The organism is Cupriavidus oxalaticus (genome assembly GCF_004768545.1).
In the GTDB taxonomy this organism is placed as follows: Bacteria; Pseudomonadota; Gammaproteobacteria; order Burkholderiales; family Burkholderiaceae; genus Cupriavidus; species Cupriavidus oxalaticus_A.
Map to the genome: position 1 here is coordinate 2,317,218 of NZ_CP038635.1, position 21,320 is coordinate 2,338,537.

The window sequence follows — 21,320 nt, forward strand, 5'->3', positions numbered from 1 at the left end:
TGAAAGCGTCAGCGCGCTTGCGGCTGGACGTCCTTGCGCCACCACTGGCTCAGGATCCAGCCTTCGGCCGTATAGAAATAGGGAAGCCGCTCCGGATAAGCCAGTTCCTTGCGGTACGAGACCCGGTGTGACGCACTGTACCAGTTGGGCACGATGTAGTAGCCGTGCATCAGCACCCGGTCGAGCGCGCGCCCGGCAGTAATCAGCTCCTGGCGGGTATGGGCATGCAGCAGGTTGTCGACCAGCTTGTCGACGACCGGCGACTTCAGCCCGAACAGGTTGTCCGAGCCGGGCGTGGTCGCGGCCTCGCTGGCAAAGCGGTCGCGCAGTTCGTTGCCCGGGCTCTGCGAGTCGGGGAAGCGGATCGACACCATGTCGAAATCGAAGTCTTCCAGCCGCTTCTGGTACAGCGCAAAGTCAGTGGTGCGCTGGTGCACCTGGATGCCGAGCTTTTCCAGGTTGCGCACATAGGTGGTGATGACGCGGCTCATGGCGCCGCCATCGTCCAGGAACTCGAATACCAGCGGCTCGCCCTTGGTGTTGCGCAGCGCGCCGTCGGTGTAGGTCCAGCCGGCCTGCGCCAGCAGGCGCCGGGCCAGGCGCAGGTTGTCGCGCAGCGACCGCGGCGCCGCGGTGCTGGGCTGCACCACGTCGGGGCCGAAGACCTCGGGCGGCAGCTCGGCGCGCAGCGGCTCCAGCAGCGCCATCTCGCCGGGGCCGGGCCGGCCGTCGACGGTGGCGCTGGCGGCCAGCTCGCTGTTGGAGAACCAGCTGTCCAGCCGCTTGTACGCGCCGTAGAACAGCTGCCGGTTCAGCCATTCGAAGTCCAGCGCCAGGATCAGCGCCTGGCGCACCCGCACGTCCTGGAACACAGGCTTGCGCATGTTCATCACGAAGCCCTGCATGCCGGCGCCGTTGCGGTGCGGGAACTCGGTCTTGATCAGCTCGCCGTTGCGGAAGCGCGTGCCCTGGTAGCTCTTGGCCCAGTTCTTGGCACGGTACTCGACGATGGCATCGAACTCGCCGGCCTTGTAGGCCTCCAGCTTGGCGGTCTCGTCCTTGTACAGGCGGTAGACCACGCGCGCGAAGTTGAAGGTGCCGCGGCGCACCGCCAGATCCTTGCCCCAATAGCCGGGATCGCGCTTGAAGATGATGCCGCGGCCGGCGTCGTAGCGCTCGATCAGGTAGGGGCCACTGGTGATGGGCGGCTCGAAGGTCAGCTTCTCGAACGGCACCTTGGCGGTCCACTTCTTCGAGAACACCGGCAGTGCGCCGACGATCAGCGGCAGTTCGCGGTTGCGCTGCTTGAAGTCGTAGCGCAGCGTGCGCTCGCCGGTCACCACCACCGCCTTCACATCGGTGCACATGCTGCGGTAGCCGGGGCTCGACGCCTTGCTCATCAGCATGTCATAAGAATGCTTGACGTCAGATGCCAGCACCGGGTCGCCATTGGAGAAGCGCGCCTGCGGGCGGATGCGGAAGGTGACCGACATCTCGTCCGGCGCGACCGTGACGTCCTCGGCCAGCAGGCCGTAGGCACTGGCGGTCTCGTCGGCGCTGCTGACCAGCAGCGACTCGAACATCAGCGCATTGAGCCCGGGCGCCGACGTGCCCTTCAGCGTGAACGGGTTGAACTTGTCGAAGCTGGTGCGCCGGTCCGGATTGGCGAGCGTGAGCGTGCCGCCAGCCGGTGCGTTGGGGTTGACATAGTCGAAGTGCGGAAAATTCTCGGCGTACTTCAGGTCTCCGTGCAGCGCGAACCCATGCGCCGCCATGGCCGGGGAAGAGACCAGAGAGACCAGGGAGACCCCCGCCGCCAGCATGGTCGCCAGCCCGAACCGCAGTACCGCATCCCGCCGGAAGCACTGCCATGCCGCCTGAAGCGGCCAACGTGCTTGAATAGGCATCCCGTTGGATTCCTCCACTATGACCTCTGGGGTCCCGGCGTTCTGCGGCCGGGCCAAGTATGAGACAATTTTACATGCGTCCGGGGTGGCGCCAGCCATCCGGACATTCCCTCTGCGCGGCGCAATAAAACGGCCGCAGAACAGCCAGGGCACGCGCACGGCCGCACGGCGGACGCAGGAAGCGTGCCTGATACACCACCTTGGAGAACTTATGGGATTTCTGGCAGGTAAGCGGATCCTTATCACGGGCTTGCTCTCGAACCGCTCGATCGCCTATGGCATTGCCTCCGCGTGCAAGCGCGAAGGCGCCGAACTCGCCTTCACCTATGTCGGCGAACGGTTCAAGGACCGGATCAGCGAGTTTGCCAAGGAATTCGGTACCGACATGGTGTTCGAGTGCGACGTCGGCAGCGACGAGCAGATCGCCGCGACCTTCGCCGCGCTGGGCCAGCGCTGGGAGAAGTTCGACGGGCTGGTGCACTCGATCGGCTTTGCGCCGCGCGAAGCCATCGCCGGCGATTTCCTCGAGGGCCTGTCGCGCGAAGGCTTCCGCATCGCGCATGACATTTCCGCCTACAGCTTCCCGGCGCTGGCCAAGGCCGCGCTGCCGCTGCTGTCGGACAAGGCCTCGCTGCTGACGCTGACCTACTTGGGCGCCGAGCGCGTGGTTCCCAACTACAACACCATGGGCCTGGCCAAAGCCGCGCTGGAAGCCAGCGTGCGCTACCTGGCTTCCTCGGTCGGCCCGCGCGGCATCCGCGCCAACGGCATCTCGGCCGGCCCGATCAAGACGCTGGCCGCGTCGGGGATCAAGGACTTCGGCAAGCTGCTGGGCCACTTCGAGCAGGCCGCGCCGCTGCGCCGCAACGTGACCATCGACGAAGTCGGCAACGTGGCCGCCTTCCTGCTGTCCGACCTGGCCAGCGGCGTGACCGGTGAGATCACCTACGTCGACGGCGGCTTCAATATCGTCGGCGCGAGCGTCGCGGACGCCTGAGGGCAGCACTGCCGGCCGCAGCGCCGGAATCGACAAGGGGCGCCAGCGATGGCGCCCTTTTTTCCTGGCAGGTTGCAAGCCGGCTGTCGTAGCGCCGCGAGCAAGATCAAGCCGTGGCAGTGGCGCCGCGGCGGTCCATGTCGAGCACCGACCAGGCATAGATCGCCAGGCCGCCCAGCGCCAGCAGCAGGCCGACCCAGCCGGTCGAGGTCCAGCCATAGCCGGCTGCGATGGTCACGCCGCCCAGCCACGCGCCGAGCGCATTGGCCATGTTGAACGCCGAGTGGTTGAGCGCGGCCGCCAGTGCCTGCGCATCGCCGGCCACGTCCATCAGCCGGATCTGCAGCGCCGGGCCCAGTGCCACCACGGTGCCGACCAGCAGCACATTGGCCGCGGCCAGCCACGCATGCGGCGCGGTGAAGGTGAAGGCGCCCAGCACCAGCGCGGTCCACACCAGCACGCCGCCGATGGTCGGCATCAGCGCCTTGTCGGCCAGCCGCGCGCCGGCGAGGTTGCCCACCACCATGCCGACGCCGAACAGCGCCAGCACCACGGGGATGCCCGCGGCCGGCATGTGCGCCAGTTCGAGCATGGTCGGCTTGATGTAGCTGAACACCGAGAACATGCCCCCAAACCCGATCGCGCCGATGCCCAGCGTCAGCCACACCTGCTTGCGCCTGAGCGCCGACAACTCGCGCAGCGGGCTGGCATGCCGGTCGGCCGGCACGAACGGCACGCAGCGCCACACCAGCAGCGCGGTCAGCGCGCCGAGCGCACCCACGATCACGAAGGCCGATCGCCAGCCGAGCCAGGTGCCGACCGTGGCGGCGATCGGTACGCCGACCAGCGTCGCGCTGGTCAGCCCAAGCATCACCAGTCCTACCGCCTGCGCGCGCCGCTCGCGCGGCACCAGCCCCGCGGCGACCAGCGCCGCCACGCCAAAGTAGGTGCCGTGCGGGAAGCCGGTCAGCAGCCGCGCCACCAGCATCGACAGGTAGGCCGGCGCCATCGCGCTGGCGAGATTGCCCGCCGCGAACACCGCCATCAGCGCCACCAGCAGGTTGCGCCGCGGCCAGCGCGCGCCCAGCACCGCCAGCAGCGGCGCGCCGATGACCACGCCCAGCGCATAGGCGCTGATCAGGTGGCCGGCTTCGGGGATGGAGATGGCGAGGTCGCGCGCGGCATCGGGCAGCAGACCCATGATGACAAATTCGCCGGTACCGATGGCGAAGCTGCCGACGCCAAGCGCCAGCAGTGCGAGGCGGCCGGAACTTGCCGGCCGTCTGGCCTTTGCAGGGTGGTCGGAAAGATTCGGCGTGCTCGCATCGCGCGAGGGGCCGGAAGGCGGAACGCCGCGGACGGCGTCCGCGGCGGCGTGTGCATGTGGGGCGGCCATGTACAGGATTGCAGGGGGTTCTACGAAAATGCCGCCCGCTGCCGGGCGGGTCGATGACCCCGCCTCTGGTGATCCAGCGTGCTCCTGTGCGGCGCGCAAGGCGTTATTGTGCGGCAAAACGCGGAAACGTGCCGGCACGCCGCCGCGTTCAGCCCACGCCCGGCCCGCGCTCAGGCTTGAAGCTGGTAGCGCTCCGGCAGTCGCTTCGACGATCACTAGGCCGGCACCGCCACGGGCCAGGCCAGCGTAATGCGCCTGGCAGTGCTGCAGAACCGCTATGAGCTTGGGCTGGTTACGCTGAAGCCAGACGATGCACGGCGCGCGGCGAGCCCGTCTATCGAAGAGCGCCAGGAACTGGTCGTGCTGGCCCGCCGGCGGTCGATACGCTCTGGCTGGTCCATCGTGCCGAGTGGCCGCTGTCGCCGCGCGCCGCCCGGGTGCTGGAGCACCTGCGGCCAGGAAGTCGCGCGCTGCACGGCCGCGCGGACAAGGCATCGCGCGGCATCCGGTGAAGGCCTATGCCCTAGCGGTCCTGCCGTTCGCGCCACGCCTCATACAGGTCTGGGCCTTCGTCGCGCGCCGGCAGGTAGGCCAGCTTCATCTCGCGCTGTTCGACAGGCCGCGCCAGCTCGACATAGCCGCGCTCCGCGGACAGGTCATAAGGCGCGCCGTCTTCGTTGGAATAGGCGTAGTAGACCGCCCCGACACCGGCCAGGTACATCGCCGTCAGGCACATCGGGCACGGGTAGCCGCTGGCGTAGACCGTGCAGCCGCTCAGGTCGGGCTTGCCCAGTGCACGGCTCGCGGCGCGCACTGCCTGCATTTCGGCGTGCGCGCTGGGATCGCAGGTGGCTTCCACCTCGTTGACCGCGCGCGCCAGCACCTTGCCGTCCTTGACCACCACGGCGCCGAAGGGCCAGGTGTTGCGCTCCCGCACGTTTTCCATGGCAAGGCGGATGGAATCGATCAGATAGGTTTCCGTGGTCGACACGCGTTATCTCCTGTGAGGGCTCGGCCCTGGTTGGGCCGATGAGGTGGCTGGCTGACAGACTATAGGCCAGCGTGCGTGCGCGGCGTGCGGCAAGTTGTTATACAGCGAATTTGGTTCCAGCTCGCTGCCGGTGCTGAGCCGCAACGCGGCTTGACGGCGACGCCTTCGCCGGGACCCGGTGCGGCGCGTCACCGGCGACCGGCGTACTGCTCCGTTGCCTCCCGCTGCGCGGCTGCCATTTTCTGTGGCCAGGTACTCTTGATATACGCCAGCACGGCGATGATGTCTGCATCGGACAGCAACGGTGCGAACGCCGGCATGTCGCTCTCATAGCCCTCCGGCGCGGTAACGCCCGGGACCAGGCCATTCCGGGTAATGGCAAACAGCACGGCGTCGGGATGATGCCACGTGTGGCCGGAAGCATCATGCGGAGGCGCCGGCATCCGGCCGCTTGGCAGTCGCTGGCGCCACTCGGGCTGCCCCTGCAGGCTGGCGCCATGACACGACGCGCACTGCTGCGCGTAGATCTTCCGACCCTGCGCAACCAGTACCGTATCGGAGGCATCGATGCGAAGCTGCCGCGCATCGCTTGCCTTTCCGGCAGGGATGGGCGCCTCGATATATCGCTTGGCCTGCAGCGCAACGGCGGCGGCAGCCGCCGCGCCGAGTGCGATCAGTCCAGCGATGCGCCAGCGTCGCTTGCTTGAATCTTCCATGTTGGCTCGCGTCAAGTAGCAGCCCCCCTGAGCCGCAACGCATTGGTAATGACCGAGGCAGAACTCAGGCTCATCGCCAGCGCCGCAATCATCGGCGGCCGGGACCCATCGAGGCATCCGCTTTGCCTGTTACCGTGGCGTTGCCCCTGGCTCCTTTTGGCTGCCATGGAAGAAATGCATCAGCGGGTACGGCAACACTATCGCAAAGGGCGGCCGGGAGGCAATGTGGCTCCCACATTGGCTCCCAAACGCGGGCGCACCCGCGAATCCATCGTATGAGGCCTTCTCTCACCAGGACGTTACGCGGCCATTACATCCCGGTAAGGTGTCTGGCGAATTGGCGCTCCCATCCATGGCCGGCAGCATGCGCTTGACGTGCGACAAAGCGCCACAACCGGCATATGCTGCAAGCAGGCAAAGGCTGCTACCATTCGTGCCACACCGGCATCACAACATGCGTACTCCCCTTCATCGGCTCTTGCTTGCCGTATTCCTGCTGAGCGCTTTCCTGACAGTGCAGCTGGCAGCGGCAGCGTATGCCTGCGAGGGCAGCCGGTATTCGCTTGGCTCGATGGAGGGAATGCCGGGCATGACGGAAGCCTGCCCCGACATGGCAAAGGAAGACGCCGCGCCGGGCATGCATGACGGGCTTTGCCAGGAGCACTGCCAGCTCGGCTCCAAGTCGGCCGACCATGCAACACCCCAGGTTCCCGCCTTCCATCCGGTGCTCGTCAATATTGTGGTGCCCACCCCGGTACCGGTACTGGCACATCGCGTAGCGGTTTCCCGCGACGCAATTCCGCGCGCGCCGCCACGCCCCCTCCCTATCCTCAACTGCTGCTTCCGAACGTAGCCTCCGAAGCAACGCCTGCCATCGTGCCCTGAGCCATAGGCGTCAGGGCGGTCGTTGCTTTGCGGAGGCTTTATGCATTTGCGTTTCCCCACCATGTGCGGGCGCCGGCTGGTGCTCGCCATCACGCTGCTTGCCATTGTCCATCCGGCACGGGCGGAATCCCTGGCCGCGCTCTCCCTGCAAGAAGCGGTCGCACGCGCATCGTCGCGTTCGACGGATGCCGAGACATCGCGGTCGGCGGTCCAGTCAGCCATTGAGATGGCAGTAGCAGGCAAGCAGTTGCCGGACCCGGTGCTGAAGGTCGGCGTCAACAACGTGCCGGCGAATGGCCCTGACCGGTTCTCGCTTGGCACGGATTCGATGACCATGAGGTCGATCAGCGTCATGCAGGAATTCACGCGCGCGGCGAAGCGCCAGGCCCGCGCCGAGCGCTTCGAGGCCGAAGCGTCTTCGGCCGAGGCCCAACGCACGGTGGCGCTGGCCGCCGTGCAGCGCGGCGCCGCCACGGCATGGCTCGAGCGCTGGTATGCCGAGCGCGCATACGGCGTGCTCACCGAACAGTCGCAGTCGATCAAGCTGCTGGTGGATGCGGCACAGGCCGCCTATCGCGGCAACCGCGGTTCGCGTGCCGATATCCTGGCGGCCGAGATTGAATGGCAGCGACTGCAGGATCGCGAAGACGAAGCCCGCGCCGCGGTCGCTTCGTCCCGGGCGATGCTGCGCCGGTGGGTCGGCGACGCTGCGGAACTGCCGCTGACCGAGCGCCCCGCGCTCGATGCGCCGGCCTGGCTCGATACGCTCGACGCTGCCGGCGCCACGCAACTGCCAGAGGTTGCCGCCGCGGAGGCCCAGGTCGGCGTGGCCGACGCGGAAAGCCGCTTCGCGCGCGAGAGCAAGGTTCCGGACGTCAGCGTCGAACTGATGTACAGCCAGCGCGGTCCCGCCTATTCGAACATGGTGTCGCTGAATGTTTCGCTGCCGGTGCCGTGGGACCAGAAGAATCGCCAGGATCGCGAACTGGCCTCCAGGCTCGCGCAGGCCAATGCCGCACGGGCGCAAGCCGAATCGGTACGCCGCGGCGTGATTGGACAGCTCCGCGGCAAGCAGGCCGAACTGCAACTCGGCCGCTCGCGCCTGGAGCGCTATCGAAATGCCACCTTGCCATTGGCGAAGGCGCAGACCGAGGCGGCCCTGAGCGCCTATCGCGCCGGCGCCGGCAGCCTGACAGCGGTGGCCGAGGCCAGCCGCAAGGCGCTCGACCTCTCGCTCGAGCGGCTCAAGCTGGAGGCAGCTACCGCCAGGCTCTGGGCCGAGCTCGCTTTCCTGATGCCTTTGCCGACTGCCGCACAAGCCATGTTTCCGCAAGGAGTCCAGCAATGAAAAGGACCACGATTGCACGGGCAGGAGCAACCCTCGCTGTGGTGGCGAGCGTCGCCGGTGCCTACTACCTCGGCCAGCAACAGGGACGCCAGCATACGGCCGCGTCGACGACGCCCGCGGGCGACCCTGGCGATGCGAGCCTGAAGGCCGGGGATATCGATCCCCGAAACGGCAAGCGCATCCTCTATTGGCATGACCCGATGGTGCCGGGCCAGCGCTTTGACAAGCCTGGCAAGTCGCCATTCATGGATATGGCGCTGTCGCCCGTGTACGAAGACGCCGGTGGCGGCGCGGCTGTCACCATCGATAGCCGTGTCAGCCAAAGCCTCGGCATTCGAACCGCGGAAGTCAAGCTGGGTCGCCTGGCATCCGCACTGGAAGTTCCAGGGAATGTCGCGATCGACGAACGCGGCATCGAAGTGCTGCAGGCCCGTACGACTGGGTTCGTCGAGCACACCTATGCCAGGACGACGCTGGACCCGGTCCGTAAAGGCCAGCCACTGGCGCAGATCTACTCGCCTGACTGGGTCGCCGCGCAAGAGGAGTACCTGGCCGTGGCCCGCATGAGCGGTAACCTGCAGGGCGATTTGCGCGAAGCCGCCATTGCCCGCATGCGGCAGGCCGGCATGGCCGACAGCCACATCCGCCTGGTGCAGGACACCGGCAAGCTGCAGCCGCGGCTCACCGTTGCAAGTCCCGCAGACGGCATCGTCACCGAGATCGGCGCGCGCGAGGGCATGACGGTGTCCCCCGGCACGACGCTCTTTCGCATTGCCAGCCTGGCCACGGTATGGGTGCTGGCCGAAGTGCCAGAGAGCCAGGCCGCGCAGCTACGGCCCGGACAAGCCTTGTCGGCAATCGCGGCAGCGCTGCCCGGACAAGCGCTGACTGGCAAGGTCGACGCCATCCTTCCGGACATCAACCCAGGCACCCGGACGATCAAGGTACGGATTGAGTTGCAGAACAAGGACCGTCAGTTGCTGCCTGGCATGTTCGTGACTGCCCGCTTTGGTGCCCCGCCCGGACCGGACCGGCTGCTTGTCCCGACCGAGTCGCTGATCCGCACCGGGACGCGCACGCTTGCCATAGTGGAAGCCGGCCAGGGTGGCTTCAGTCCCGTCGAGGTCAAGACAGGTGCCGAGGCCGGCGGACAGACCGAAGTGATCGAGGGCCTCAAGGCCGGACAGAAGGTCGTGGTATCCGGCCAGTTCCTGATCGACTCCGAAGCCAGCCTGCGCGGTACCGCGCAGCGCATGACGGCAGCGCCAGCCGCTTCGGCACCCGCCGCCGCGGCCGCAGGGCCGGAGCACGAAGGCGTCGGGCGTGTGGAGGCGGTGAGCGCTGAAGGCATGACGATTTCCCACGGCCCGATCCAGTCGATGCAGTGGGGCGCCATGACCATGGACTTTGCCGCACCGCCGACAGGCATGGCGAAGGGCTTCAAGCCAGGTGACCGCATCCGCTTCCGCTTCCGCGTGAACAACGAAGGCGCGGCGATCCTGTCGTCGGTGGAGCCCGCCAGCTCTGCACAGGGAGCCAGGCCATGATTGCGCGGCTCATCCTTGCTTCCATCCGGAATCGCTTCCTGGTCCTGCTGGCCACCGCCATGCTCACCGCCTGGGGCTTGTGGGCCGTGCGCAGTACGCCGCTCGACGCATTGCCGGACCTGTCCGACGTACAGGTGATCATCCGTACGCCGTTCCCCGGCCAGGCACCACAGATCGTGGAGAACCAGGTCACCTATCCGCTGACCACGACGATGCTGTCCGTGCCCGGCGCCAGGACCGTACGCGGCTATTCGTTCTTCGGCGATTCCTTCGTCTACGTGCTGTTCGAGGATGGGACGGACCTCTACTGGGCGCGCTCGCGCGTGCTGGAATACCTGAACCAGGTGCAATCCCGGCTCCCCGCCGCCGCCAGGCCGGCGCTTGGGCCCGACGCGACCGGCGTGGGCTGGATCTACGAGTACGCCCTCATCGACAAGACCGGGCAGCACGACCTCAGCCAGTTGCGCGCCATGCAGGACTGGTTCCTGCGCTTCGAGCTCAAATCGCTGCCCAATGTGGCCGAGGTCGCGTCGCTGGGCGGGATGGTCAGGCAGTACCAGATCGTGCTGATGCCAGACCGGCTGCGTGCCCATGGCCTATCGCAGGCCAGGGTGCTGGCGGCGCTCAAGGGTGCGAACCAGGAAACCGGAGGGTCCGTGCTGGAGCTGGGAGAAGCCGAGTACATGGTGCGGGCCAGTGGCTACCTGAAGACGCTCGATGACTTCCGCCAGATCCCGCTGGTAACCAGCGAGGCCGGCATCCCGGTACGGCTCGGCGACGTGGCCACCGTTCAGTTCGGCCCCGAGATGCGGCGCGGCATTGCCGAGCTCGATGGCCAGGGCGAAGTCGCGGGCGGCGTCATCGTGATGCGATCCGGCAAGAATGCACTGGAGACCATCGACGCGGTCAAGGCCAGGCTTGCCGCCCTGCAGACAAGCCTGCCAAAGGGCGTGGAGATCGTGACCACCTACGATCGCTCGGCGCTTATCCATCGCGCCGTGGATAACCTGACGGCCAAGCTCATCGAGGAATTCATCGTGGTGGCGCTGGTCTGCCTGGTGTTCCTGTTTCACCTGCGCTCGGCCCTGGTCGCCATTGTCTCGCTGCCGCTCGGCGTGCTGGCTGCGTTCCTGGTCATGCGCTATCAGGGCGTGAACGCCAACATCATGTCCCTTGGCGGCATCGCCATCGCCATTGGCGCGATGGTCGATGCGGCGGTGGTGATGATCGAGAATGCGCACAAGCACCTGGAGCACTGGCACGCCGACAACCCGGGAGTGGAACTGTCCGCACGGGAGCGATGGCGCATCGTCGGCGATTCCGCTGCGGAAGTCGGTCCGGCCCTGTTCTTCTCGCTACTGATCATCACGCTCTCGTTTATCCCGGTATTCACGCTTGAAGCGCAAGAGGGGCGGCTCTTCTCGCCGCTGGCGTTTACAAAGACCTACTCGATGGCCGCCGCCGCGGGCTTGTCGATCACGCTGGTGCCGGTGCTGATGGGTTACATGATCCGCGGCAAGATTCCGCCGGAACAGGCCAATCCGCTCAACCGGTGGCTGATCCGTGGCTACCAGCCATTGCTCGCCAGGGTGCTCTCGCATCCGAAGATCACACTGGCAATCGCGGCGCTGCTGCTGGTAGCGAGCGCCTGGCCGATCATGCGCATCGGTGGCGAGTTCATGCCGCCCCTCGATGAAGGAGACCTGCTGTACATGCCTTCGGCGTTGCCCGGGCTCTCCGCCGGCAAGGCGGCGCAGCTGCTGCAACAGACCGACCGCCTGATCAAGACCGTGCCCGAGGTTGCGACCGTGTTCGGCAAGGCCGGCCGCGCCGATACCGCCACCGATCCGGCTCCGATCGAGATGTTCGAGACCACCATCCGGTTCAAGCCACGCGATCAGTGGCGTGCGGGCATGACCACCGACAAGCTGGTGGAGGAACTGGATCGCGTGGTGAAGGTGCCGGGCTTGTCGAACATCTGGGTGCCGCCGATTCGCAACCGGATCGACATGCTCGCCACGGGGATCAAGAGCCCGGTCGGCATCAAGGTGGCCGGCACGGACCTGAAGGAGATCGACCGGCTGGCCACCCGCATCGAGGAAGCCGTCAAGAACGTCCCGGGCGTCACCTCCGCGCTGGCCGAACGCCTTACCGGCGGCCGCTATATCGACGTCGATATCGACCGCAGGGCCGCGGGCCGGTATGGCCTCAATATCGAGGACGTGCAAGGCATCGTGTCATCCGCGATCGGTGGCGAGAATGTCGGCGAAGTGGTCGACGGACTGGCGCGCTTTCCGATCAACGTCCGGTATCCGCGCGACTACCGCGATTCCATCGAGCAATTGCGAAGCCTCCCCATCGTGACCGACAAGGGGTTGCAGATCATGCTGTCCGACGTGGCCCGCGTTGAAGTCGTGCAGGGCCCGCCGATGCTGCGCAGCGAGAATGCGCGCCTGTCCGGCTGGATCTATGTCGACATTCGCGGACGCGACCTGCGTTCCGCCGTGCACGACATGCAGGCCGCGGTGGCAAAGGCGGTGCCGATGCCCGCGGGCTACTCGCTGAGCTGGTCGGGCCAGTTCGAGTACCTGGAGCGCGCCACCGGCAGGCTGAAGGTCGTGGTACCGTTCACGCTGCTGATCATCTTCGTGCTGCTCTACCTGGTATTCGGCCGCCTGGATGAGGCGATCCTGATCATGGGCACCCTGCCGCTCGCCCTGATCGGTGGATTCTGGCTGCTTTATCTGCTCGGCTACAACCTGTCCGTGGCCGGCATTGTCGGGTTTATCGCGCTGGCTGGCGTCGCGGCGGAGTTCGGCGTGATCATGCTGCTCTACCTGAAGCAGGCATGGGCCGAGCGCATCAAGAACGGAGAGACCGGCGTCACGGATTTGCTGGATGCGATCCAGGAAGGTGCAGTCCTGCGCGTTCGCCCCAAGGCGATGACCGTCGCCGTCATCCTGGCTGGCCTGGTTCCCATCATGTGGTCGCACGGCACCGGCTCCGAGGTCATGCAGCGTATTGCGGCCCCCATGGTCGGCGGCATGGTGACCGCCCCGCTGCTATCGATGTTCGTGGTACCGGCCGTCTACTTGTTACTGCGCCGCCGTCACGCGAAGGCGGCTTCTTCTCTTTCCCCCAATCCCTCACTTCAGGAGGACCCGAAATGAACCACGTCAAGACGTTCGCTGCCGCCCTGGCCCTTGCTGCCACGCCGGTCGCATTTGCTGCCGGCTCGATGGACAGCATGGACATGAAGACGCCTGCCGCAACCCGGCAAGCCCCACGCGCCGTTGCGGCCGAAATCAAAAAGATTGATGCGCGGGCCGGGAAGGTCACGCTCAAGCATGGGCCGATCGAGAACCTCGGGATGCAGGCCATGACCATGGCGTTCCCGGTCAAGGACCCTGCTTCGTTGAAGAACTTCAAGGAAGGCGAGTCGGTTTCCGCTATCTTCGACACGATCGAAGGGAAGCCGACAGTGATTGACCTACGGCACAAGTAAGGCAAGGCGCGGTGGCACACGGCAAATGGCCGGAACGGCATTTCCCGGGGCCACGCCGGTGACCGGAGCATGCAGGCGATCGGCCGCAAAACGTGCTTGGCGCGTCCTAGAGGATTCGAACCTCTGACCGCTCGCTTAGAAGGCGAGTGCTCTATCCAACTGAGCTAAGGACGCGAAGGCGTGCATTCTACCGCAGCGCCGGCCCGCAGTGCGGATCGGAGGCGTTCAGGAAGCCAGGCGCTCGTTCGCGCGGGTGACGTAGCGGCCCGCCGCCGACGCATGGTTGCCGGCAACCGGGTGCATCGATACGCCGTTGCGGCCTTTGAGCTTGGCGTCATACAAGGCGCGGTCGGCGCGGCGCATCAGCGCGTCGGCGCCCTCCCCGGGGTTGCGCGTGGCAAGGCCGATGCTGACGGTGTAAGCGATTGCATCCGGCTCGGAAGGACAAGGGCTCGCGCGCACGGCGGTCGCCAGCCGCATGCAGGCCAGCCGGCCATTTTCCATCACGGTATCGGGCATGACGATGGCAAACTCTTCGCCGCCGAGTCGCCCGAGCACGTCGTGCGGGCCGCTGGTACGCCGCAGCAGCCCGGCGAAGTGGCGCAGCACGCTGTCGCCGGCCAGGTGGCCGTAGACATCGTTGATCGCCTTGAAGTGGTCCAGGTCCACAAAGGCCACGGTCAACGGCTTGCGCTGGCGCTCGGCCTGCAGGCAGGCTTGCTCCAGCGCTTCCCAGAAGGCGCCGCGCAGCAGCACGTCGGTCAGGTCGTCATGCCGCGCGCGCCGCTCCAGCATGCGCCGCAACCGGTCATGCGCCATCAGCGCAAAGCTGACCGAGAGGCCAACCAGCGCAAAGACGTTGAGCATGGCCAGTTCGCCGTCCCACGGCAATGGCCGCGGCCAGGCGCCGCCCTGCACCAGCGCGGCAACCGGCAAGGCCATGGTCCATGCATTGGTCGCGGCCACGGCAAGGGCAATCAGCACCAGCGAAGCAGCAGCCAGGCGCCCGACGCCGCGGGAAGTCCGCACCGATGGGCCGATGCTGCGGGTCACGTCGAGCAGCAAGCCGATATGGCATGCCGTCAGCAGCGGCGCCATCTGCAGCCCTGCCAGCGGCGCATCGGGGATGCCGGCTGCCACCAACTGCCATGCCACGCCGACAGCGGCAGCCAGGCAGGTTCCCAGTAGGAGCCCGGTCTTGCCGGAGCGACCAGCAAAATGACGCGCCCCGATCGCCATCAAGGCGAACGCAGCCAGCAACGCGAGATCGGTTGCGTCCGGCACCAGCCACGCGGGGCGCGCGTCCTGCACCGCAGCCAGCACCGAGCCGATCGCCGCGGCGGCATTGCCCAGTGCCCATGACGTCAGGCCACTGCGGCCCATGCCCGCGGATCGACGCAATACGACGCAAACCACCGCCATCTGCACGGCAAACAGCCCTGCGATGAGCACCACAATATGCGACTGAAACATCTTCATTCCCGTCCAAGGCGACCAACGGCGCCCCGCCAGGCGCCGCCTTTCCCCTTTTTATGCCGGTCCTGTGCCGGACCGTTTTCATCGATTGCCGCATATCCTGTGTCGGGCCGCCGTGGCGTTGCCAGCGGCAAAGCCAACGCGCCGAGGCGCTCGCCAGGACAGGGAGCGCCGTTCTTGTTATGGTGATCAGGCCAGTCCGGAAGGAATCTGCAAACCGGCATTCCCGACATCACGCCGGTCGGACTAAGAGCGGTGTGCGGATTATCGCAGCGCGCAAACCCAAGTCAAGCCAAAGTGTCCCCCGCCAAAAGGGGGAGCGCGCCCGCGGGACGGCTCGCGCACCGCGATGTGCCGGATACGCCAGATTGACCGGCCCTGCCGGCGCGCGCTACAATGCTCGGCTTCGGGGCGTAGCGCAGCCTGGTAGCGCATCTGATTTGGGATCAGAGGGTCGCATGTTCGAATCATGTCGCCCCGACCAGTTTTAAGTTTGGCTTCAAGGAACACGGCCTGGACAGCAATGTCCAGGCCGTTTTTCTTTTCTGCCCGCCCCCGCGCGACTGCGTCGGCCCCGCTCACCACCGCGGCATCATGTCGGGCCAGAGCAGTGCGGCCGCGATCAGCAGCAGCACCACGGCCGCCAGCACAAGGCCGCGGCTGGCACTGTCGTGTTGCTTGTCGACCTGAGGCTGCCAGCCCGGGCCGCCGTCCCGTTGTGGCGATACGGGCGCTGTCGGCGCCGCATTGGCCGGGGAGGCCGCCGCGCCGTGCACGACAGTCCGCGGCACATAGTCCGGCTGCGCCAGCAGAAAGCCCATCGGCGTGGCTTGCCCTACCGCTCCCATCTGCTGGAAGAGGAGCTTGGACAGCGCCAGGCAGTCGTCCAGCGCGATTTGCGGTCGCGGCCGGAAGATGCGCAGGTGTTCGCACAGCGTATCGAGCTTGTGGTTGGGAGCATGGAAATACTGGGACCAGCGCACCTGGCGCACCGAGCAGCGCCAATGCTTGCGCTGTACCTCGGGCAGCACCTTTTCCAGCATGCGCACATTGAATTCGGCCCCATGGGCGACCAGCACGTCAGCATCCTCGACGATGGCACGGATCGCACCGACATCGAAGCGCTGCCCGCGCAGCATCTCGGCGGTCAGGCCGTGCATGCCGGTAGCGGCCTCGCTGATCGGCACGGTGGGCTCCTGCGAACCGTAGTAGTCAGTGATTTCGCGCACGAGACTGCCCGCCCTCGGCGCTACTTCGACAAGCAGCAGGCCGATGCTGACAGGCTCGTCCACTGGCGTGAGCCCGGTTGTCTCGGTACTGACGATTGCGACCCGCATGGGCACTCCGGTGTAGCCGTCCGCAAGGCACGTTGGCGGCGGCCGCTATGGTCGTTTGCCTCTAGCGTAGTGCGGGGGTGCCAAACGTCATATCAACCAGATGGGCTAGCCGGAGGCGCCATCGGTTGGAGATAGGCCGGCGCCTCGGCACCAGGCCGGCCATCTCAGGCCTGCTGCGGGCCGGTGGAATCGCCGCGGCGCCGCTCAAGATTCACGTACACATCCGCCGCGACCAGCCCGAACAGTGCGTGGGCGAACAGGCTTTCCCACCCGCGCGCCTCGTCGAACCAGTTGAAATAGCTGCCGAACACATAAAAATTGACCAGGTAGACCACCACGCCGAACACGATGCCGACCAGCGACGCCAACCCCATGCTGGAATCGAGACGGAATGAGGACAGGATCATCGCCAGCACTGCCGAAAGTATGATCGACAGCGCAAAATGAACCGTGCCGGCCGACAGCACCACGGTCCAGTTGAAGGCATCGGCGGAAAGCGCTTCGCGGCCGAGGATAATGGCCGCCACCATCTTCACCGTGCCCCAGGCGCCCTGGTACATCAGGAAGCGCGCCGTCAGCAGCTCAAGCACCATATACACTGCACCGGCGATCAGCCCGGCCACCACGGCGGCCCGCCAGTCCGGAGTGCAGCGGACGAAGCGGTGCGAGTCCAGATGGAGTTCCATGGCAGTCTCCTTGCGAGATTCCGGCCCCGCTGACTCCCGGCGGCCGTACGAGTTAGTTCTAGCTCATACGAGGCAAATACCAAGGCATGCCGGATACGCAAAGCGCTTCATACATCACCTGACATCGCATGGACCATGCGCTGCACAATGCGCAGTTGTCCCACGGCTTCCCCATGTTCGCAGGGGCAATGCTGCAACTGCGTACGTGATACAATATGAGAGCAAGTAGCCCCGGGGTGTCCGTGCATCCCTGTAACCGGGCGTTCTCACCAGCGCGCTCTCGCGAGCGCTCAGCAGCAGCCGGCGCGGCCATCCGCGGCGACACCAGAACTGGCGAACCACCGGGTACACCTGCCCGCCCTGCTCCGCGTAGCGAACGGCCACCCAGGCCGTCACCGGCAGTGTCCACGCCAGGCAATCCGTGCCCGCCTGGCCGGGGCGCGACCGGCATGGATCGAGTATCTGGCGCCACGCGTGGCGCCGCGCGGCATCGTCCGCGTGCGCCTGCCCCGAACGACTTCATTGGCGCGGTTCGCCAGCCTGGCGAATGTGCGCCGGTTCGCGCCGTACCCTCGGGCCGGACGAACCGGACCGGAATTATTGATAACGCAACCATGCAGCCTTCGCGGGCTGCCGAAAAGGAAAGCAGATTGGCTAAGGAAGAACTCATTGAATTTGGCGGCGTGGTGTCGGAAGCCCTGCCCGACAACCGCTATCGTGTCACGCTGGAAAACGGCGTGGAAATCTGGGCATACGCTTCGGGCAAGATGCAGAAGCACCGCATCCGCATCCTGGCCGGCGACCGCGTCACCCTGGAAATGTCGCCCTACGACCTGACCAAGGGCCGCATCAACTTCCGCCACAAGTCCTGAGTCTTCGCACGGCCGGAGCCCGCCGCTCCCGCCGTACAAGTGAATTCCGGGGCGTTGCCGACGCGCTGTCATGGAGCTGACACCGCGCCCGGACACACTTGCGGGCTGCCCGACGGGCGGCCCGACTTCGTTTACGGCAATTCGTGGCACCAGGCCATCCGCTTGCGCTGGTCGGGCAGCTTCACCATACTCGAAGCATCACCCTCGCCACGCCCGACATGAACCTGATCCTCTGGCGCCACGCCGAAGCCGAAGACCTCCCCGACGCCCTCAGCCTGAGCCGCCACGCCGACATGCAGCGGCCCCTGACGCGCCGCGGCCGCAAGCAGGCGGAGGCGTCCGCCAAATGGCTGCGTGCGCACCTGCCATCGGACACGCGCGTGCTGTGCAGCCCCTCCATACGCACCCGCGAAACCGCGGCGGCGTTGACGGGCAACGCGCAGATCGTCGAGGAGCTGGCCCCCGGCGCCGACGTCAGCGCGGTGCTGGCCGCGGTGCAATGGCCCGAACGCACCGAGCACGTGGTGGTCGTCGGGCACCAGCCATGGATCGGCCGCGTCGCCAGCCTGCTTCTGGCCGGCAACGAGATGGACTGGAGCGTGCGCAAGGCAGGCATCTGGTGGCTGACTGGACGGACCCGCGAAAGCGAGGCACAGACCGTGCTGCGCGCGGTTATCAATCCCGAATTTCTCTGACGCGGCCCAGATATTTCCGACTTCGCCATTGCAGCCGGCACGCATGAGCCGGCTGCAGCTTCTGGCATGGCCGGCATGGTCGCGCCCGGCAAAAATCCGAAATAGCTGATGGCAGCCGCATTCTCCGCTCCCTAGAGTCGCTACGGCGCAGCCCTCTGGCCGCGCCGCCCTCGCCATGCCAGGCATGGGCTTCGACCACAGGTGTCACGGAGATTTCCATGGATTGCCCGTCGGACCCCCATCTTCCCCGCCAACCCGCAGGCGCGCCGGCAGAACCATCCCCCGAAGCTGGCCGGTCGCGCAACGGCGCCACCGGCACCAGCACCAGCACCTCGCCGGACGTCACGGAAGCGTCATCGCCAGGTCACGGCAATGTCACCGCGGCTCACTACATTGCATCGCAACAGTTTCGTCACCAAAAGGACATACTGATGCGAGACCTCCCCACGCCGACCCAGCCGCTTTTTGACTCTTTGCCCAATGGCCTTGCCTGCCAGACGGCGCGGAGCCGTCTTCATCGCCAATCGGATAAGGCAAGTGAGTCGCCTGCTCTCAGCGTGGCGTGGGCGCGCCACCAGGACGAAGTAGTCGAGGCGCAGCGCCTGCGCTACAAGGTGTTCGCCGAGGAGATGGGCGCACGCCTGACGTCTTCGGTGCCGGAGCTGGACATCGACATGTTCGATGGCTACTGCGACCACCTGATCGTGCGCGACATGGCCACGCTGCGCGTGGTCGGCACCTATCGCGTGCTGCTGCCGCACCAGGCCAAGCGCCTGGGCTGCCTCTACGCGGAATCGGAATTCGACCTGGTGCGCCTGTCCCACCTGCGCCCCAAGATGCTGGAACTGGGCCGCTCCTGCGTGCACCGCGACTATCGCTCGGGCAGCGTCATCATGGCGCTGTGGGGCGGGCTGGGCGAGTACCTGCAGCGCTGGGGCATCGAGTCGATGCTGGGCTGCGCCAGCGTGCCGATGAGCGACGGCGGCCACTATGCTGCCAGCCTGCACCGGTTGTTCAGCGAGCGCTACCTGGCACCGATCGAATACCATGCCTTCCCGCGCCTGCCGCTGCCGGTCGAGGACCTGAACCAGCAGCTCGAGGTCGAGCCGCCCGCGCTGATCAAGGGCTACCTGCGCCTCGGGGCAAAGATCTGCGGCCAGCCGGCCTGGGATCCGGATTTCAACGTGGCCGACTTCCTGACGCTGCTGCGCGTGAACGACATGAACCCGCGCTACGCCCGCCACTTCCTCGGCCTGAACCAGGCCGTATGATCGGGGCCGCCCGAGCGGCGGCCCCTTCTTCCGCGCTCAGCCGTTGGTCAGTCGTAGACGACCTTGTAGCGCTTGCCGATCCGCTGCCATTCGTCGGCCTCCTGCGCGAGGCTGTATTCGATCAGTGGATTGGCCTCGATCCACATCTTGGGCAGGCGCACCTCGAAGCCCTCGTCGAGCGCCTCGGCGAGCTGGCTGACGCGGATATCGGGCGAGCCGACGTCCGAACGGCGCCGGCACAGCACGAAGGCCAGGCGCAGGCTGAACAGCATGCGCCAGTCGACGAACTTGCCGCTGCCCGACAGCTTGCCAAGCTTGCCCGCATGCCCCAGCAGCAGCGTGGCCAGCCGCGCCTGGTCGGTCTTGGAAAAGCCCGGCATGTCCGCATGCGTGGCGATATACGCCGAATGCTTGTGGTAGCCGCTGTGCGAGATCGACATGCCGATCTCATGCAGACTCGCAGCCCAGCCCAGCAGCGCCAGGTTGTCATCGCGCCGTTCGTTGGCGGGATCCGGGAACTGGGACAGCAGCGCCTGCGAGGTACCGCGCACGCGCCCCGCCTGGGCACGGTCGACGCCGTAGCGGCGCATGAACTGGTCGACCGTGACGGTGCGCATGTCCTCATGGTGGCTGCGCCCCAGCAGGTCGTAGAGCACGCCCAGGCGCAACGCGCCGTCGGTGACGTCCATGCGGTCGATGTCGAGCTCGGCGAACACGCCCAGCATGATCGACAACCCGCCCGGCAGCACCGGGATGCGGTCCGCCTTCAGCCCGGTAAGCTTGACGCGGTTGGTGTTCTCGGCCTTGATCAGCGCGCGCTTGAGCCGCTCCAGCCCTTCGCGCGTGATGCCGTGGTCAGCCGGGTTGTCGTTCATGCCGTTGAGCTCGATCAGCTCGGCCAGCGCGCGCGCCGTACCGGACGAACCGACCGCCTGCTGCCAGCCGGCGGCGCGGTACTGGCGCACCAGCACCTGGATCTCGCGGCGCGCGGCCAGCTCGGCCTGCTTCATCGCGTATTCGTCGACGTTGCCGCTGGGGAAGAACTGCCGGCTATGCGATACGCAGCCGATGTACAGGCTTTCCATCAGCTTGGACTGGTAGCCGCTACCAATGATGAATTCGGTCGAGCCGCCGCCGATGTCCACCACCAGCCGGTTGCCCTGGCAGGCCGGCGCATCGTGCGAGGCGCCCAGGTAGATCAGCCGCGCTTCTTCGCGCCCGGCGATGACTTCGATCGGGAAGCCGAGCGCGTTCTCGGCCTCGATCAGGAACTCGGATGCATTCTTGGCGACGCGCAGCGTATTGGTGGCGACCGCACGCACCTGGTCGGGCGCAAAGTCGCGCAGGCGGTCGCCGAAGCGCCGCAGCGCATCGATGCCGCGCCGGCGCGCGGGCTGGTCCAGGTACTTGTCGGGCGTCAGGCCAGCCGCCAGCCGCACAGGCTCACGCAGGGCGTCGACCTGGAAGATCTGGCTCGCGGTGCCGTTGGCCGTGGTGGTCTCGTCCACCCGCCCGATCATCAGGCGGAAACTGTTCGAGCCCATGTCGACGGCGGCGAGCAGGCGTGGAGTGTTGTTCATCGTGTGCTAGAGAGCTGGTTCGCGTTCGTGTTGCGTGGCCCGGTCCAGGCTAGGTGTCCCGCCGCCGGCGCACGCGCCCCGCAAAAATATGTCCGTGTCATGTCCGCCTCA

General features: G+C 66.6%; 17 protein-coding genes and 2 tRNA genes. 10 read left to right on the forward strand and 9 right to left on the reverse strand.

What is annotated here, in order from left to right; genetic code table 11:
- Positions 1 to 8: 8 nt before the first annotated feature.
- Positions 9 to 1,907: an extracellular solute-binding protein gene (locus tag E0W60_RS21535; RefSeq protein WP_135705524.1), complete on the reverse strand. Its 1,899-nt coding sequence runs from the start codon at positions 1,905 to 1,907 to the stop codon at positions 9 to 11.
- A 211-nt stretch (positions 1,908 to 2,118) separates the two neighbouring features.
- Between E0W60_RS21535 and fabI the strand changes: the two genes are divergently transcribed.
- Positions 2,119 to 2,904 carry an enoyl-ACP reductase FabI gene (gene fabI, locus E0W60_RS21540; RefSeq protein ID WP_133096114.1) on the forward strand — a complete coding sequence of 262 codons (786 nt, stop codon included), beginning with the start codon at positions 2,119 to 2,121 and terminating at the stop codon, positions 2,902 to 2,904.
- A gap of 106 nt (positions 2,905 to 3,010) precedes the next feature.
- Here fabI and E0W60_RS21545 read toward each other — a convergent pair whose 3' ends face one another.
- The 3 genes from E0W60_RS21545 to E0W60_RS21560 form a co-directional block, all read right to left on the reverse strand.
- Positions 3,011 to 4,300, reverse strand: coding sequence for an MFS transporter (locus E0W60_RS21545; protein ID WP_133096113.1), 1,290 nt, complete (start codon positions 4,298 to 4,300; stop codon positions 3,011 to 3,013).
- Between the two features lie 523 nt (positions 4,301 to 4,823).
- Positions 4,824 to 5,291 (reverse strand): nucleoside deaminase, encoded by a 468-nt coding sequence (locus E0W60_RS21555; RefSeq protein WP_195431970.1) that lies wholly within the window; start codon positions 5,289 to 5,291, stop codon positions 4,824 to 4,826.
- A gap of 188 nt (positions 5,292 to 5,479) precedes the next feature.
- Positions 5,480 to 6,007, reverse strand: a complete 528-nt coding sequence (locus E0W60_RS21560) for a c-type cytochrome (protein WP_133096134.1) — start codon at positions 6,005 to 6,007, stop codon at positions 5,480 to 5,482.
- Positions 6,008 to 6,461: 454 nt separating this feature from the next.
- On the opposite strand from E0W60_RS21560, the gene E0W60_RS21565 reads away from it, so the two are divergent.
- The 5 genes from E0W60_RS21565 to E0W60_RS21585 all read left to right on the forward strand — a co-directional run bounded on the left by E0W60_RS21565 (position 6,462) and on the right by E0W60_RS21585 (position 13,292).
- The gene (locus E0W60_RS21565; RefSeq protein ID WP_133096112.1) at positions 6,462 to 6,860 is read left to right on the forward strand and encodes a copper resistance protein; all 399 of its coding nucleotides are present in this window, start codon (positions 6,462 to 6,464) and stop codon (positions 6,858 to 6,860) included.
- A gap of 72 nt (positions 6,861 to 6,932) precedes the next feature.
- A complete protein-coding gene (locus E0W60_RS21570) occupies positions 6,933 to 8,240 on the forward strand; it encodes a TolC family protein (protein WP_135705525.1) in 1,308 nt (435 codons plus the stop codon).
- Positions 8,237 to 9,787 (forward strand): efflux RND transporter periplasmic adaptor subunit, encoded by a 1,551-nt coding sequence (locus E0W60_RS21575; protein WP_135705526.1) that lies wholly within the window; start codon positions 8,237 to 8,239, stop codon positions 9,785 to 9,787. The genes E0W60_RS21570 and E0W60_RS21575 overlap by 4 nt, the downstream gene beginning before the upstream one ends.
- The gene (locus E0W60_RS21580; RefSeq protein WP_135705527.1) at positions 9,784 to 12,957 is read left to right on the forward strand and encodes an efflux RND transporter permease subunit; all 3,174 of its coding nucleotides are present in this window, start codon (positions 9,784 to 9,786) and stop codon (positions 12,955 to 12,957) included. Before E0W60_RS21575 ends, E0W60_RS21580 begins: the two co-directional genes overlap by 4 nt.
- Positions 12,954 to 13,292 carry a copper-binding protein gene (locus E0W60_RS21585; protein ID WP_135705528.1) on the forward strand — a complete coding sequence of 113 codons (339 nt, stop codon included), beginning with the start codon at positions 12,954 to 12,956 and terminating at the stop codon, positions 13,290 to 13,292. The genes E0W60_RS21580 and E0W60_RS21585 overlap by 4 nt, the downstream gene beginning before the upstream one ends.
- Before the next feature lie 97 nt (positions 13,293 to 13,389).
- Here the strand turns inward: E0W60_RS21585 and E0W60_RS21590 are convergent.
- Together E0W60_RS21590 and E0W60_RS21595 are read right to left on the reverse strand one after the other, a co-directional pair.
- Positions 13,390 to 13,466 (reverse strand) — tRNA-Arg (locus E0W60_RS21590).
- Between the two features lie 51 nt (positions 13,467 to 13,517).
- On the reverse strand, positions 13,518 to 14,765 hold the full coding sequence (locus E0W60_RS21595; RefSeq protein WP_133096133.1) for a GGDEF domain-containing protein: 1,248 nt from the start codon (positions 14,763 to 14,765) through the stop codon (positions 13,518 to 13,520).
- 410 nt (positions 14,766 to 15,175) lie between these two features.
- Between E0W60_RS21595 and E0W60_RS21600 the strand changes: the two genes are divergently transcribed.
- Positions 15,176 to 15,252, forward strand: a tRNA-Pro gene (locus E0W60_RS21600).
- 94 nt (positions 15,253 to 15,346) lie between these two features.
- On the opposite strand, the gene E0W60_RS21605 is transcribed toward E0W60_RS21600, so the two are convergent.
- Both E0W60_RS21605 and E0W60_RS21610 read right to left on the reverse strand, forming a co-directional pair.
- Complete coding sequence (locus E0W60_RS21605) at positions 15,347 to 16,105, reverse strand: exonuclease domain-containing protein (protein WP_133096107.1); 759 nt, start codon at positions 16,103 to 16,105, stop codon at positions 15,347 to 15,349.
- Positions 16,106 to 16,269: 164 nt separating this feature from the next.
- Positions 16,270 to 16,791 carry a hypothetical protein gene (locus tag E0W60_RS21610; protein ID WP_135705529.1) on the reverse strand — a complete coding sequence of 174 codons (522 nt, stop codon included), beginning with the start codon at positions 16,789 to 16,791 and terminating at the stop codon, positions 16,270 to 16,272.
- 650 nt (positions 16,792 to 17,441) lie between these two features.
- Here E0W60_RS21610 and infA point away from each other — a divergent pair.
- The 3 genes from infA (at position 17,442) to E0W60_RS21625 (ending at position 19,629) form a co-directional block, all read left to right on the forward strand.
- Positions 17,442 to 17,663, forward strand: coding sequence for a translation initiation factor IF-1 (gene infA / locus E0W60_RS21615; protein WP_008641674.1), 222 nt, complete (start codon positions 17,442 to 17,444; stop codon positions 17,661 to 17,663).
- Positions 17,664 to 17,881: 218 nt separating this feature from the next.
- Positions 17,882 to 18,358, forward strand: a complete 477-nt coding sequence (locus E0W60_RS21620; protein ID WP_135705530.1) for a SixA phosphatase family protein — start codon at positions 17,882 to 17,884, stop codon at positions 18,356 to 18,358.
- A 431-nt stretch (positions 18,359 to 18,789) separates the two neighbouring features.
- On the forward strand, positions 18,790 to 19,629 hold the full coding sequence (locus tag E0W60_RS21625) for a GNAT family N-acetyltransferase (RefSeq protein ID WP_135705531.1): 840 nt from the start codon (positions 18,790 to 18,792) through the stop codon (positions 19,627 to 19,629).
- Positions 19,630 to 19,676: 47 nt separating this feature from the next.
- On the opposite strand, the gene ppx is transcribed toward E0W60_RS21625, so the two are convergent.
- Positions 19,677 to 21,209, reverse strand: a complete 1,533-nt coding sequence (ppx, locus tag E0W60_RS21630; protein ID WP_133096104.1) for an exopolyphosphatase — start codon at positions 21,207 to 21,209, stop codon at positions 19,677 to 19,679.
- Positions 21,210 to 21,320: the final 111 nt, after the last annotated feature.